Raw genomic sequence first — 14,006 nt, 5'->3', positions numbered from 1 at the left:
CCGCTCGGCGTCAGTCCTGGCGGTCGCTGTCGGCCTGCGCGGCGATCCTCTGGGCGATGTGGTCGGGGACCTCCTGGTGGTGGTGGTACCGCATCGCCACCGTGCCGCGCCCGGACGTGAGCGCCCGCAGTTCCGCGACGTAGGTGAGCATCTCGGCCTCGGGCACCAGCGCGTGCACCATCTGCCGTGCCGGCCCGGCCGGGTCCGTGCCCTGGATACGTCCCCGTCGCGCCGACAGGTCGCCCATCACGTCCCCCGTCAGGTCGTCGGGGATCGAGACGTCCACCTCCAGCACCGGCTCGAGGAGCTTCACGCCCGCCTTGCCGGCGGCGTCCTTGAACGCGACGATCCCGGCCATCTGGAACGCCATGTCCGACGAGTCAACCGAGTGGTGCTTGCCGTCGAACAGGCGGACCTTGACGTCCACGACCGGGCAGCCGGCGAGCACCCCCCGCTGCATCGCCTCGAGCACCCCCTTCTCGACCGAGGCGATGAACTGGTTGGGGATCACTCCGCCCACGATGGCGTCCTCGAACACGAACCCCGCACCGCGCGGCAGCGGCTCCACCTCGACGTGTGCGATGCCGTACTGGCCGTGCCCACCGGTCTGCTTGACGTGGCGCCCCAGCCCCTGCGCGCGGCCCTTCAGCGTTTCGCGGTAGGCGATCTTCGGCGGGGACTGTTCCACCTCCACGCCGAACTTGCGCTGCAGGCGTCGGCGCGTCACGTCCACGTGCGTCGGTCCGTACGCGCGGAGCACCATCTGGTGGGTGACGGGGTCACGTTCGACCCGGAGGCTGGCGTCCTCCTCGACGATCCGCGCCAGGCCGGTGGACAGCTTGTCCTCGTCGCCGGCACTGTGAGGCGTGACCGCCACGCGGAAGTACGGCTCGGGCGCTTCGACCGCCGCGACCTGCGGAGGCGTGGCGCCTTTGGCGTGCAGGACGTCACCGGTGAGCACGTCGTCGAGCTTGGCGACCGCCACCAGGTCGCCGGCGGGCACCTGCGACACCGGGATCTGTTCCTTGCCGCGCAGCGTGAACAGCTGGTGCATGCGCAGCTCGCTCCCGGTACGCGCGTCGATCAGGTGGTCGTCCGCGGTGAGCATCCCCGACAGCACCCGCAACAGGTTGATGCGACCGACGTAGGGATCGGAGAACGTCTTGACGACCGTTGCGGTGGTGGCGCCGTCGGTGGTGGTGGCGACGGCGGCACGGTCGGTCGGCGACGGGCACTGATCGACCACGAAGTCCGCGAGGAGGTACACGCCGAGGGCCAGCTCCGCCGAGCCGCACAGCAACGGGTAGAACCCCGAGCGGGCCATCCCGCGGGCGAAGACCGCGCCGAGTTCCTTGGCGTCGGGGACGTCGCCTTCCAGGTAGCGTTCGAGCAGGTCGTCATCGTTCTCGACGATCGCCTCGACCAGGAACTCGCGGTTGGTCTCGGCCTGTGCGCGGCGCTCGGCCGGGACCTCCTGCTCGACCCGCTCGCCGTCCTTCAGCTGCACCGCGGTGAAGTGCAGCAGGTCGATCACACCGGTGAAGTCGGGCCCGATCCCGATCGGCATGTGCACTGGAGCCAACGCCCGGCCGTACCGCTGGCGGAGCTCATCGACGCTGCGTTGGAAACCGGCGGTGTCCTTGTCGAGCTTGTTGAGGAACACCACCCGCGGCAGCGACACCTCGTCGCAGGCCGCCCACAGCTCCTCGTGCTGCGGCTGGACGCCGGCGGTGGCGTCGACCACGAAGACCGCCACGTCGGCCGCGGCGAGCGCGGAGTAGGCGTCGCCGATGGCTTCGGCACCGCCTGGCGCGTCGAGCAGGTTCAGCTTGTAGCCACGCCAGGGGATCGCAGCCATCGCCAAGCCCAGCGTGTGGTGGCGGTCCTGCTCCTCAGGTTCGAAGTCGAGCGTTGCCGCGCCGTCGGCCGTACTTCCCCGGCGTCCGATCAGGCCGGCGGCCTCCAGAAGGGCCTCCGTCAAGGTGGTCTTGCCCGTCCCCGTGTGCCCGAGGAGCAGCACGTTGCGCAGCTTCTCGGTGGGGACGCTCAGATCCTTCGACATGTTGATGCCTTCCGCCCGCCCCGCCCTGTCGGCGGGGGGGCCATCGTAGAGTCGTTGCGGCGCCGGCGGGGGCCGGTCTGCGACCTTGCCCCCGCTGCCGGCCGTCCGTACCGTCGCCGCCGCTGACCCGCTCCACGGCAGGGGATGAAGTGGCTCTCGACGCCCACGGTCGCGACCTGTTGCGCCGCATCATCGACCCGGTCGGCGTGGGCCTGGCACGGCTGGGGATCACCGCCAACTGGGTGACCGCGGCAGGGCTGGTTCTCACCGCCGTGGCCGCCGGCCTGGTCGTGACCGGCCGGTTCGCGGCGGGCGGAGGTTTGCTGGTCGCCGGTGGCCTGGCGGACGCCGTCGACGGAGCGGTGGCTCGCGCAAGGGGAGCAGAGAGCCCCGCCGGTGGGTTCTTCGACTCGGTCGCCGACCGCATCTCCGACGGGGTGATGCTCGCGGCGATCGCCTGGGCCGTCCGTGATCAGCCGGCCACGTTCGCCGCTGCGGCGCTGGCGCTGGTCGCCGCGCAGGTCACCAGCTACGTCCGCGCCAAGGCGGAGTCGCTGGGCGCGAGCTGCACGGTCGGGATCGTCGAACGTGCCGAACGCGCCATCGCGATCATCGTGGCGCTCATCTTCCACCGCTGGCTGATGGTCCCGGTCCTGTGGCTGCTAGCGGTCGGAGGGACGGCCACTGTGGTGCAGCGCATCGTCCACGTCGTGCGCAAGCTCGACCGCCAACCCGCCGGGGCGCAGCGATGAACGACGACGAACCTCGGCAGCGGCGGGTCGCTGGTCTGGAGGGTCTCCCCCCGGCCCCGCCGATGTCCCCCCGGAAGTGGGCGACCTACCTGCAGTACCGGGCGGTGTGGGCGGCGGCAGCCCGGCTCCCGGACGCGCTCGCGTGGCGGGCCCCCGACCCCATCGGTGACGTGTGGTACCGGCTGGCGCCCCGCCGCCAGCGCAACCAGGTCCGCAGCAACCAGGCTCGCGCCGCAGGGCGCTCGCCCCGGCGGGAGCTGGATCGTCTGGTGCGCGACGCGTACCGCTCCTACGCCCGGTACTGGCTGGATTCCTTCCGGGTGCACACCCTGGACCCCGACGACGTGCTGGCACGCACTGAGGATGTCAACACCCGCATCCTCGACGAGGTCCGCTCGGATGGGCGCGGCGCCATCCTCGCGACCGGGCACCTCGGCTCCTGGGAGATCGGGGCGTTCTTCTCCACGCAGCGTGACTGGCGGTTGACCGTCGTGGCGGAGCTGCTCGAGCCACGCCGGCTGTTCGACCGGTTCGTGGAGCTTCGCCGCGCCCTGGGCCTGGAGGTGATCCCGCTGGTCCGTGGCGGCGACGCGGTGGGCCGCCTCGAGCAGGTGGTCCGCGACGGAGGGACGGCCACGCTCCTGGCCGACCGTGACCTCACCGGCACCGGCCCGATCGTGACGTTCTTCGGGGAGCCCTGCCGGATGCCGCCGGGCCCGGCGGCGCTGGCCCGCCGCACCGGCCGGCCGGTCGTGCCCGGCGCGTGCTTCACGACCCCGCGGGGATGGCGGGCGGTGGTGCACGAACCGCTCGACATCGCCCACCTCCCGGTCCTGGACGGCACCCAACAGATCGCGCAGGCGCTGGAGCGCCTGATCGGGCTCGCTCCCGAGCAGTGGCACGTGTTCGTGCCCAACTGGCTGGTGGATCGCGAGCCCGACCACTCGCTGCTGCGTGGCGGCGACGACCGCGAGCCGCCGATCAGCGGTGAGCCGCGGTGACGGTGCCACGATGAGGGTCGCGCTGGTCTGCCCCTACGACATCACCGTGCCCGGCGGCGTCCAGGCGCACGTGACACGCCTCGCTGAGCGGCTGAAGATCGGCGGCGACGATGTGCTGGTGGTCGCGCCGGCGCGCCACGACCCGCCCGACGACGTCCACGCCGTGGGAGGCTCGGTGGGGATCGCGTTCAACCGGTCGGTGGCGCCGATCGCGTACTCACCGCTGGCGATCCGCCGTGCGCTGGCGGCGCTGCGTGGCTTCGCGCCGGCCGTGGTGCACGTCCACGAGCCTGCTGCGCCGCTGCTGTCGCTGGCGATGTGCCTGGGGGCCCGACACCCGCTCGTCGGGACCTTCCACGCCTGGTCGGACCGCGACCGCCTGTACCGGGCGGCGCGGCCGCTGCTGCGGGCGGCGATCGGGCGCCTCGACGCCTGCATCGCCGTCAGCCGGCCCGCCCGCGACTACCACGCGGCGGCGTTGGGCCTGCCGGCGGGCTCGTTCCTGGAGATCCCCAACGGCGTCGAGTTCGATCGCTTCTCGGCAGCGGCCGCCGACGCCGACCGCGCCGCCGACGCCCCCACCGTGCTGTTCGTCGGACGCCTCGAGCGCCGCAAGGGTCTCGAACAGCTCGTCCGCGCGTTCATCCGCGTCAAGACCCAGCGGCCGTCGGCCCGCCTGGTCGTGGTCGGCGAGGGGCCTGAGCGTCGCCGTTGCGAGGCGATCATCCCCGAGCGGCTGCGGTCGCAGGTCACCTTCATGGGACGCAGCAGGCCCGACGACCTGCCCAGCCTGTACGCCGCCGCTGACGTCTTCGCGGCGCCGGCGCTCGGGGGCGAGTCGTTCGGGATCGTGCTGTTGGAGGCGATGGCCGCCGGAACGCCGGTGGTGGCCAGCGCCATCCCCGGCTACCGGACGCTGTTGCGTGACGGGGTGGAGGGGCGGCTGGTCCCGCCCGGCGACGTCGCGGCACTCGCTGAGGCGCTGGACACCCTCCTGGGCAACCCGTCGTTGCGCGAGGCCATGAGCCGGGCGGGGCGCGAAACGGCTCAGCGCTACGACTGGCCGGTCGTGGCCAGGCAGGTCCGCGACGTCTACGCCGACGTGATCGAGCGCGCCGGCGCATGACCGGTTCGCCTTCGCTGGACCAGGAGCACAACCGGCAGACGGTTTCATGCACGGCGGGCGGGCCGCGATGGGCAGCCGCCGGATCAGCTGGAGGTGTCTGACCGGCCGGCGTCGCTGTCTGGGCAGAGGCTGCGTGTGACGGTCGAACGGTGGCAGGAGGTCCGACGGGATCACCGGGTCGAGGAGACGGCGCTGATCGCGTTGGAGCAGCGCAACCGCAGGTATCTCGCCTCGGCGTGACCTAGGGTGACGGGACGCGCGAACCTGGGCGCACGAAGGGGCTTCATCATGGGCTGGAAGGACAAGGCGAGGGGATTCGTCCAGCACGGCATGGACAAGGCCAAGGACGCCGCCCAGGAAGCGATCGAGCAGAGGCGCACTGGCGTCGACGACGCTGAGGTCCAGGACAGGGGACGCGCTCGTGTCGGTCGAGTCACATGAGTCGGGGAAAAATTCGATCGTGTCGGTCTACCCCGATCGCATCGAACGGGTGAAGGCCCGGTCCATGGCGTCGCTGTCGCGGGCCAACCAGGAGACCGAGGTGATCCCCATCCGTCAGGTGTCCTCAGTGCAGGTGAAGAAGTCGGGGTTCCGTACCGATGTCGCGGTCTATGCGGCTGGGAACGACATCGTGTTCCGCTGTTCGCACAACCAGGCCCAGAAGCTCAAGAACGTCATCCAGCGGCTGATCCTCGACGCGGACATGGCACAGCCCCAAGCGGCTCCAGTGCAGGACGACGCGGAGCAGATCCGCAAGCTCGCCGAGCTGGGCAATCAGGGGATTCTCTCGGAGGACGAGTTCCAGGCGAAGAAGAAGCAGATCCTCGGGATCTGAGGTGGAGCGACAGCGACCCTACGCCTCGGAGTACCGCGACCAAGTCGTTGAGATTTCTCGGCTGGCGGTCAACGAATCAGTGCTAGAGGGCATCACTTTCGCGAACTGCACCATCGTGGGCCCGGCGGTACTCGTTCCCCTCGAAGGGGTGTCGATCGTTGGGGGCACTTGGGACGCCCCGAACTGGGAAGCGCTGTCCTGGATCATCCCGCGCAACCGGGACACCGTCATAGGTGCCATCGGGGTCAAGGACTGCACATTCTCAGCGTGCCGCTTCCAGAACGTCGGACTGGCAGTGCCAGAAGACGAGGAAGAGCGGTTCCGGGAGGGGTTCGGGGGATGACCCAGAGGGTGGCTAAGAGACCTCGACCCGCCGAGATCCGGGAGCGATCCGGACGCCGGAGGATCGGGCGCCCGACTTGATTGTGACTCCGCGGAGAACGACATTCCCATGAGCGGACTCACTTCTGACGTGCGTCAGCAACTCGGCCGCACGCTCCTGCTCTTCGAGGAGGTCCGACAGCTCCTCGCGGAGGTGTTCTTCGGACAGGTCAGCCGTCGAGGCCTCGTCGATGAGGTGGACTGCTCTTATCGCGAGCCGGTCCCGCGTAGGGTCGTCCCACGTCTGCTCGGTGAGCTCAGCGAGCAGTTCCTCAACCGAGATCTGCTCGTCGAGGTAGGACCTCAGCAGATGCTTCGTGGTCATCTCGGTCCGGTCTGTCGGCGGGTGACCGATTCAAGCGTACTCCGCCTGGGGGTAGCCCTCTATGGAGCAGAGGTACATCGACGAGTGGCAGCTCCGGCGCCTGTTCAACGAGGGCGAGTTCTACGAGCGGATGCTCGGTGGGGAGCTTTCGGCAATGAAGGTCGACGAGAACCGGCCGTCCAAGGCAGCGAATCAGCCGGCAGGGACGAGAAGCGAAGAGTGGTTGTACGACGAGGGGGCGACGGTGGTGGCTCGCGTGCACCAGTACGTCCTGCCCGACGGAACGATCGGCGCGTCAGGCAGACCGGACCGAAGGCTGTCGTCGTTGATGGGGTGAGGTACTTGCGGTACCCCGACCTCCGCAGAAGGAAGCCGCGGCGACGACGTCGATGAAAGGCTTGCCCGCCGCAAACTGGGCGAGCTCGCCGAGGCCGGCAAGGCGGGCCACCTGATGGGCGGGCTGTCCCGCCGCCGTGGAGACACGGACGTGAGACCCCACGGAGACGCCCGTGTTCGCGGCGTAGCCCCCCTTCGCGTAACCGTGGCTGAGGGGCGCCGCTTGGGTGGACGAGCGTGGCGTCGAACAACTCTCCGTACCGGGAGCCGCGTGAAGCGCTAACCAGGTGTAGCCATGGGAAGCCTGCTCAGCAATGCACAACATGCGCTGGTTGGAGCAATACTTCTTATCGGTCAGTCTGTTGGGCGGGCTCAGGTGCCTCGACAACCTCGGTCGAAGCACGACCCGGTCCAGCGCTCACGCCGACTCGGCTCGCTCCGGGTCGGTGGCTTCCTCGTGCGCCTTGACCTGTTGCTGTGACTCGACCGCTTCCCGGTGCGCGTGCTCGCCGCCGATCCCGGCCTGTCTGCGACTCAGCTCGGCCAGGGGATCGTCCCTGCCGTACATGATCACCGTGTCGCCTGGTCGCAGCCGCGTGTCGGCGCCTGGGACGCCGAGGAACTCCCCCGAAGAGCGCCGCACACCCAGCACCAGCACCCCTTCCTGCGCCAGATTGAGGTCCCGGAGTGATGTGTCAGCCAGCCAGTCGTCGGGGCTCGACGACGTCCTCCTGCACCGCGTACGGGCCCGAGACGTTGAGCGGGCGCGTGTCGTCACGGACGGAGACGCCACTCGCCCAGCGACGCAGCCCCCGCTCGATCGAGCGTCGCATCGCTCGCTCCAAAGGGTCGCTCGCCGTCAACAGCCACAGGATCGCGAGCCCGACCGCCAGCCCCGCGAGCCGCGCCGCTGCGACGCGGGCGCTGTCGGTGTCGACGAACCCGACCACCAGGGAGGCGATGACCGTCGCGATGCCGGCGTTGCTGAGCAGCATCAGGATGAGGATGATCCGGCGCCGGACCGGGTGGTTCGCGACCGTCTCGGATGTGGTGAACCCCACGCCGGTGAAGGCCGACCTGGCCTGGAAGGACGCCAGGTCATGTGACACGCCGGTCACCGTCAACGCGGCGGTCGCCACGCGCGTGACCACAACGGAGATGGCGACCACCACCAGGACCGACCCGATCGCGAAACATCCCTGCCTCCCGTCCCGACGTGGCGGAGCATGCCACCCCCCGTGGCGACGACGTCGGGTCGGTGGCGAGTCCGTAGGCTGCACCGGCGCCCCGAACCTCCCGCCAAGAGGACGCGCCGTGTCCCGCCTCAACCCCTTCGCTGCTGTGCTCCTGGCTGTCGCTGCGCTGCTGATGGCGTGCGCAACGGAGGGAGCAGCCCCACGCGATGCTGGCCCAGCTCCGACCGCCGACGATCTTCCGGTCGGAACCGCCGGTGCGGAGCAGATGACGGCGCCACTGACGGGAGAGTCGGTCGACGATGCGGAAGTCGCGAACCGCCCGGTCGTGGCGGTCAAGGTCGAGAACAGTCCCGCAGGACGACCACAGTCGGGGCTCGATGCCGCCGACGTCGTCTTCGAGGAGCTGACGGAGGGAGGGGTGACCCGCTTCGTTGCGCTGTTCCAGAGCCGCATCCCACAGCTGGTGGGGCCGATCCGCTCCGCTCGACCCGAGGACGCCGAGCTGGTGCCAGCCTACGACGCGATGCTGTTCATCTCGGGCGCGCGGCCGGATGTGCTGACGTCCCTGCGATCTGCCGGCGTCCCGTTCGTCACCGAGGACGGCGAGGTGCTGTGGCGCGACCGCAACCGGATGCGACCACACAACCTGTTCGCCCGCGGCGAGGCGCTGTTCGCCGCTGCGGCCGATGCCGTCCCGCCCGCCTCCCCGACCGGTTGGAGCTACGCGTCTGAGCCCCCGGACGGTGCGGTCCCGTGCGGTGAGGGCTGCACCCAGGACCCGGGCCTGTCGATCACCGTCGAGATGTCACACGCGTCGATGACCGGGTTCGCGTACGACGCGGACGCGGGCCTGCACCGGCGCCTGCAGGACGGCTCCCCGCACGTGATCACCGGCGACGACCGGATCGGCGCCGCCAACGTCGTCGTCCTCGCCGTCGAGATCGGCGACGGCGGGTGCTGCGACGCGTCGGGGAACCCGCTGACGCGGACCCGGACGGTCGGGACCGGCCGAGCCGTGATCCTGCGTGACGGGCAGCGCTACCCCGCGAGCTGGATGAAGCCGGGTCCCGACCGGCACTACCGGTTCACCGGCCCGGACGACCAGCCGTTCCCGCTCAAGCCGGGCCCGACGTGGCTCGTCCTCGCCCCCACCGCGGGGGTGCCGTGACGGTACGCTGCGACACGATCCGCCCCTGGCGCCGGGAAGCTCGATGTCTGACCACAGCAGCCCCATCACCGGGACCACACCGGTCAAGCGCGGCCTCGCCGACATGCTCAAGGGCGGCGTCATCATGGACGTCGTCGACGCCGACCAGGCACGCATCGCCGAGGCCGCGGGCGCGGTCGCGGTCATGGCGCTCGAGCGTGTTCCCTCCGATATCCGCGCGCAGGGCGGCGTGGCACGCATGTCGGACCCCGAGAAGATCACCGAGATCCAGGATGCGGTCACCATCCCGGTGATGGCCAAGGCCCGGATCGGCCACTTCGCCGAGGCGCAGGTGTTGCAGGCCCTCGGTGTCGACTACGTCGACGAGTCGGAGGTCCTGACCCCCGCCGACGAGCAGCACCACATCGACAAGTGGTCGTTCGACGTGCCGTTCGTGTGCGGGGCGACCAGCCTCGGAGAGGCCCTGCGACGGATGGCGGAGGGCGCCGCCATGATCCGTTCCAAGGGTGAGGCGGGGACCGGCAACATCGTCGAGGCCGTCCGCCACATCCGCGCCATCACCAGCGAGATCCGGCGGCTGGCCGGCCTGCGCGGCGAGGAGCTGTTCGCCGCCGCCAAGGACCTGCAGGCGCCCGAGGCGCTGGTGCGTGAGGTCGCCGAGGCGGGGCGCCTTCCCGTCGTGCTGTTCACCGCCGGCGGGGTCGCGACGCCCGCCGATGCCGCGCTGGTGATGCAGCTGGGGTCCGACGGGGTCTTCGTCGGGTCGGGGATCTTCAAGTCCGCCGATCCCCAGCGGCGCGCCCGCGCGATCGTGGAGGCGACCACCCACTTCGACGATCCCGAGGTGATCGCCAAGGTGTCTCATGGGTTGGGTGAGGCGATGCGTGGCATGGACGTCGCGACGCTCGCCGCTTCCGACCGACTGGCCAGCCGAGGCTGGTGACATGTCGGATTGGGTCCCGGGGGAGCGCCTCACCCGGACCCGCCCACCGGAGCCGGAGCTCCCCGACGACGCCCCGCTGATCGGCGTGTTGGCCCTGCAGGGCAACGTGCTCGAGCACCTGCGAGCTGTGCGCGAGGCCGGGGCTCACGCGGTCCGCGTGCGGCGCCCCGCGGACCTCGACGGCCTGGACGGGCTGATCATCCCCGGCGGAGAGTCCACCACGATCGGGCGGCTGATCTCGCACCTGGCGCTGGAGGAGCCGTTGCGGCAGCACATCGCCGCGGGCCTGCCGACGTTCGGGACGTGCGCCGGCATGATCCTGCTGTCCGACGAGCTCGCACAGGATCGGCCACAGACCCTGCTGGGAGGCCTCGACGTCACGACCCGGCGGAACGCCTTCGGCCGGCAGGTCGACTCGTTCGAGACCGATCTGGAGGTGCGCGGCGTCGACGGCGGGCCGGTGCACGCTGTGTTCATCCGTGCCCCGTGGATCGAACGGGTCGGCTCGGACGTGGAGGTCCTCGCCGAGGTGGCCGGTCACCCCGTGATGGTGCGGCAAGGCAACCTGCTCGCCGCCGCGTTCCATCCCGAACTGACCGTTGATCGGCGGGTCCACCGGCTGTTCGTCGCGCAGGTCCGGGAGGCACGTCGGTCGCTGCCAGGCGGAGCCGAGGAGCGCGGCGAGGCCGACCCGGGTCCCCAGTACCCTGACCGATGAAGCCACCGTAAGGGCGTTTCGATGTCCGGCCACAGCAAGTGGTCAACGATCAAGCGGAAGAAGGGCGCCGCGGACGCCAAGCGCGGCAGGATCTTCGCACGGCTCGTGCGTGCCATCGAAGTCGCGGCACGCGAGGGTGGCGGCGACCCCGACTACAACCCGACGCTCGCCGACGCCATCCAGGGCGCCAAGGACAACTCCGTCCCCAAGGACACGATCGAGCGCGCGGTCAAACGCGGGTCCGGCGAGCTCGAAGGGGTGTCCTACGAGCCGGTCCAGTACGAGGGTTACGCGGGGGGTGGCGTCGCCGTGCTGGTCGACTGCCTCACCGACAACCGCAACCGCACAGCGGCGGACGTCCGCGCGATCTTCACCAAGCACGGCGGCAGCCTCGCCGAACCCGGCTCGGTGGCGTACCTGTTCGACCGCCGCGGGATGGTCGTGGTCGGCTCCGACGGCGTCACCGAAGACGACGTGCTGGTCGCCGGCCTCGACGCCGGCTTGGAGGACATCGAGGACCAAGGGGACCAGTTCATCGCGTGGTGCGATCCCAGCGACGTGCGTGGCCTGCGGGGCGCGTTGCAGGACAAGGGCCTGCCGGTGAAGGAGGCGGTCTCGACGATGGTCCCCGCGAGCACCGTGCCGATCACCGACGTGCAGCAGGCCAAGAAGCTGATGCGCCTGCTGGACGCGATCGACGACAACGACGATGTCCAGGAGTTCTACGCCAACTACGACGTCGCCGACGAGCTGATGGAGCAGCTGGCGGAGGAATGACCGTCACGTCCTTCGGCACAACCACTCCTGCGTCGACGTCGGTGGATGCTCCCGACGGGTCGTAGCACGGGAGCGGTCGAGCGGTGGCGACGCCGCGACCATCACAGGTCGCCCGCGGCATGACCGTACGCGACGTTCAGGCGCACCGGCGGGCCAGCCGAGACGGCGGCGGTCCTCGTACTACGCGACGGTAGGATGACGGGCCAGCCGACCGTCGTCGCCGTATCCAGAGGTCGCGTGCTCGAAACCGTGCGTCGTGGCGTCCGCGTACGCACCGTGTTCGCTGCCCTGCTGGCCGCGGCGTGGCTCCTCGCCGTGGACATCTCCCCGGCGTGGGGTCACGCCGCGCTCGTCTCGTCGGAGCCGGAAGCCGGCACACAACTGGCGACCGCACCGGGGATCGTCACGGTGCGCTTCAGCGAGCCGCTGATCCTCGACCTGTCGTCGCTGCGGGTGACCGACCCCGACGGGCAGGTCTGGGAGCGGACCTCCGCCGGCGAGCGGACGATGGCCGCGAGCCTCGACACGACCGCGCAAGGCGTCTACCTCGTCGAGTGGAAGACGGTCTCGCCGCTGGACGGTCACACGCTGCGCGGGTCGTTCCGGTTCGGTGTGGGAGTCACCCCGACCGAGACCGCCCCGGCGACCACGGTCGAGCCAGGGACTGCCGACGTGGTACTGGCAGTCGGGCGTGCGGTGGAGTACGCGGCGCTGCTCACCGCCGTCGGCATGCTGCTCCTCTCACGGCTGGGGCGACGCGACCCGCCGCTGTCCTGGGTCCGGGTCCGGCTCGCCTGGACCCTGGGTGTGGCCCTGGCGGCCGGCGCGGCCGTGGTGGTCGGCGAGGCGCTGCTCGCCGCACCGACGCTGTCGCCGGCGTCGGTCGGCCGCTACCTGACCGCCGAACCGGGCGTCCCTCGGCTCGTGCGTCTGGCGGCGGAGGGGGTGGCCGTGCTGGCGGCGGCGGGCGGGCTCGGATGGGCGGCTGCGGTCGGGGCGGTCGCCGCGGTCGGGGCGCTGGCGGCGTCGGGTCACGCCGCGGCGGCCCAGCCCACGTGGTGGGCGGTCACGGTCGACGCGGCCCACCTGGTGTCGGCGGGTCTGTGGGCGGGTGGGATCCTGGCCCTCGCGATGCTCCGCCCGCCGGGGGGCTGGCAGGCTGGGGACGCGCGTGAGCTGCTGCGTCGGTTCTCCCCGGTCGCGATCCCGGCGTTCATCGCGACGGTGGCGTCCGGGAGCCTGCGTGGAACCCAGGAGCTCCTCGCCGTCCGGGATCTGTGGACCACCTCCTACGGGCAGGTGCTGGCCTTGAAGCTCACCGCGGTCGCGCTCATGGTGCCGCTGTCGTGGCGAGCCTGGCAGCGTCGCGTGGCACGTCCCCGTCGCGAGGCGGTGCTGTCGGTGATCGTGGTCGCGGCCGCTGCCCTGCTCGCCGCCTACCCGGTGCCGCCCCGCCGCGCCGCCGAGGATGCAGCCCAGGCCCACGGCACCGCGTCGCCGGCCTATCCCCGTGAGGACGACCTGACGCTGGCGGCGACCACCGGGGACGTGGTCGTCGGGCTGACGTTGCGCCCGGGCCGTCCCGGCCGCAACGACGTGCTCGTCCACCTGCTGCCGGGCGGCGGTCCGGAGAACGCCGAGGGCCGGCGCGCCATGCTGACCGTCGCTGGAAAGCAGCACACCCTCGAGTCGTGCGGCCTGGCGTGCCGCGAGACCGCACTGGTGCTCGACGGCGGCGAGACGATCGAGGTCACCATGGACGGCGTGAACGGTTCGCCCGCGAGGTTCCCGCTGCCCCCACTTCCCGCCCCCGACGGCACCGATCTGCTCGAGCGGATGGCGCGGGTCATGGGCGATCTGCGGTCGCTGCGCTACGAGGAGGTCTTCGGGCCCACCGATCCTCCGATCCGGTCCTCCGCAGCGATGGTCGCCCCCGACCGGCTGCGGTTCGAGGTCCACACCTACGACCGCGTCACGATCCGCGTCGGCGACGTCATCTGGCGCCGCAAGGAGGACCAGCCGTGGATGGTCAGCCGCGGGCCGTCCCTGCGCGTCCCGTCCTACATCTGGGACTACGAGGACAAGCGCGGCGTGCACGTCGTCGACGCGGAGGACATCGATGGCACTGGGACACAGATCCTGTCGTTCTTCGTCCTCGTGGGCGACCAGAGCCCGATCTGGTACCGGCTGTGGATCGATGACGGCGGGCTCGTCCGCCGTGCCGAGATGCGCGCCCAGGGACACTTCATGGATCACACCTACTTCGGCTTCGACGCACCGATCACCATCGGGCCCCCCGACGACGCCCCACCGCCTCCACAGGAGGACGACACGTGAGACACCGAACAACGGTCGCCGTGGCCGCCCCAGGCCCGTGACCGGCGTC

General features: G+C 70.8%; 16 protein-coding genes. 12 read left to right on the top strand and 4 right to left on the bottom strand.

Annotated features, from left to right (window positions below; all coding sequences use genetic code 11):
* Positions 1-10: 10 nt before the first annotated feature.
* Complete coding sequence (locus tag KY462_11475; GenBank protein ID MBW3578336.1) at positions 11-2,062, bottom strand: elongation factor G; 2,052 nt, start codon at positions 2,060-2,062, stop codon at positions 11-13.
* A 149-nt stretch (positions 2,063-2,211) separates the two neighbouring features.
* Between KY462_11475 and KY462_11470 the strand changes: the two genes are divergently transcribed.
* From KY462_11470 to KY462_11445, 6 genes are all read left to right on the top strand, one after another.
* Positions 2,212-2,814 (top strand): CDP-alcohol phosphatidyltransferase family protein, encoded by a 603-nt coding sequence (locus KY462_11470; protein ID MBW3578335.1) that lies wholly within the window; start codon positions 2,212-2,214, stop codon positions 2,812-2,814.
* Positions 2,811-3,815, top strand: coding sequence for a phosphatidylinositol mannoside acyltransferase (locus KY462_11465; protein MBW3578334.1), 1,005 nt, complete (start codon positions 2,811-2,813; stop codon positions 3,813-3,815). The genes KY462_11470 and KY462_11465 overlap by 4 nt, the downstream gene beginning before the upstream one ends.
* 10 nt (positions 3,816-3,825) lie before the next feature.
* Entirely contained in the window at positions 3,826-4,941 is a 1,116-nt protein-coding gene (locus KY462_11460) for a glycosyltransferase family 4 protein (GenBank protein ID MBW3578333.1), read from the top strand.
* Positions 4,942-5,034: 93 nt separating this feature from the next.
* Positions 5,035-5,181, top strand: a complete 147-nt coding sequence (locus KY462_11455) for a hypothetical protein (GenBank protein MBW3578332.1) — start codon at positions 5,035-5,037, stop codon at positions 5,179-5,181.
* A 265-nt stretch (positions 5,182-5,446) separates the two neighbouring features.
* Complete coding sequence (locus tag KY462_11450; protein MBW3578331.1) at positions 5,447-5,776, top strand: SHOCT domain-containing protein; 330 nt, start codon at positions 5,447-5,449, stop codon at positions 5,774-5,776.
* A gap of 1 nt (position 5,777) precedes the next feature.
* Positions 5,778-6,119 carry a hypothetical protein gene (locus KY462_11445; GenBank protein MBW3578330.1) on the top strand — a complete coding sequence of 114 codons (342 nt, stop codon included), beginning with the start codon at positions 5,778-5,780 and terminating at the stop codon, positions 6,117-6,119.
* Positions 6,120-6,131: 12 nt separating this feature from the next.
* Here KY462_11445 and KY462_11440 read toward each other — a convergent pair whose 3' ends face one another.
* The gene (locus KY462_11440) at positions 6,132-6,482 is read right to left on the bottom strand and encodes a hypothetical protein (protein ID MBW3578329.1); all 351 of its coding nucleotides are present in this window, start codon (positions 6,480-6,482) and stop codon (positions 6,132-6,134) included.
* 61 nt (positions 6,483-6,543) lie between these two features.
* Here KY462_11440 and KY462_11435 point away from each other — a divergent pair, with 61 nt between their 5' ends.
* A complete protein-coding gene (locus KY462_11435; protein ID MBW3578328.1) occupies positions 6,544-6,819 on the top strand; it encodes a hypothetical protein in 276 nt (91 codons plus the stop codon).
* A gap of 417 nt (positions 6,820-7,236) precedes the next feature.
* Here KY462_11435 and KY462_11430 read toward each other — a convergent pair whose 3' ends face one another.
* Together KY462_11430 and KY462_11425 are read right to left on the bottom strand one after the other, a co-directional pair.
* Positions 7,237-7,596 carry a TrkA C-terminal domain-containing protein gene (locus KY462_11430; protein ID MBW3578327.1) on the bottom strand — a complete coding sequence of 120 codons (360 nt, stop codon included), beginning with the start codon at positions 7,594-7,596 and terminating at the stop codon, positions 7,237-7,239.
* Positions 7,514-7,990, bottom strand: a complete 477-nt coding sequence (locus tag KY462_11425) for a hypothetical protein (GenBank protein MBW3578326.1) — start codon at positions 7,988-7,990, stop codon at positions 7,514-7,516. The genes KY462_11430 and KY462_11425 overlap by 83 nt, the downstream gene beginning before the upstream one ends.
* Before the next feature lie 142 nt (positions 7,991-8,132).
* Here KY462_11425 and KY462_11420 point away from each other — a divergent pair, with 142 nt between their 5' ends.
* From KY462_11420 to KY462_11400, 5 genes are all read left to right on the top strand, one after another.
* Positions 8,133-9,182, top strand: coding sequence for a DUF3048 domain-containing protein (locus KY462_11420; GenBank protein ID MBW3578325.1), 1,050 nt, complete (start codon positions 8,133-8,135; stop codon positions 9,180-9,182).
* A gap of 43 nt (positions 9,183-9,225) precedes the next feature.
* Positions 9,226-10,125, top strand: a complete 900-nt coding sequence (gene pdxS / locus KY462_11415) for a pyridoxal 5'-phosphate synthase lyase subunit PdxS (GenBank protein MBW3578324.1) — start codon at positions 9,226-9,228, stop codon at positions 10,123-10,125.
* A 1-nt stretch (position 10,126) separates the two neighbouring features.
* Complete coding sequence (pdxT, locus tag KY462_11410) at positions 10,127-10,843, top strand: pyridoxal 5'-phosphate synthase glutaminase subunit PdxT (protein MBW3578323.1); 717 nt, start codon at positions 10,127-10,129, stop codon at positions 10,841-10,843.
* A 21-nt stretch (positions 10,844-10,864) separates the two neighbouring features.
* Positions 10,865-11,620 carry a YebC/PmpR family DNA-binding transcriptional regulator gene (locus KY462_11405; GenBank protein ID MBW3578322.1) on the top strand — a complete coding sequence of 252 codons (756 nt, stop codon included), beginning with the start codon at positions 10,865-10,867 and terminating at the stop codon, positions 11,618-11,620.
* A gap of 237 nt (positions 11,621-11,857) precedes the next feature.
* Positions 11,858-13,957, top strand: a complete 2,100-nt coding sequence (locus KY462_11400) for a copper resistance protein CopC/CopD (GenBank protein ID MBW3578321.1) — start codon at positions 11,858-11,860, stop codon at positions 13,955-13,957.
* Positions 13,958-14,006: the final 49 nt, after the last annotated feature.

It is taken from the genome of Actinomycetota bacterium, from assembly GCA_019347675.1.
GTDB lineage: Bacteria > Actinomycetota > Nitriliruptoria > Nitriliruptorales > JAHWKO01 > JAHWKW01.
Note: the sequence above shows the minus strand (reverse complement) of the source record. Positions and strands in the feature narration are given on the sequence as shown.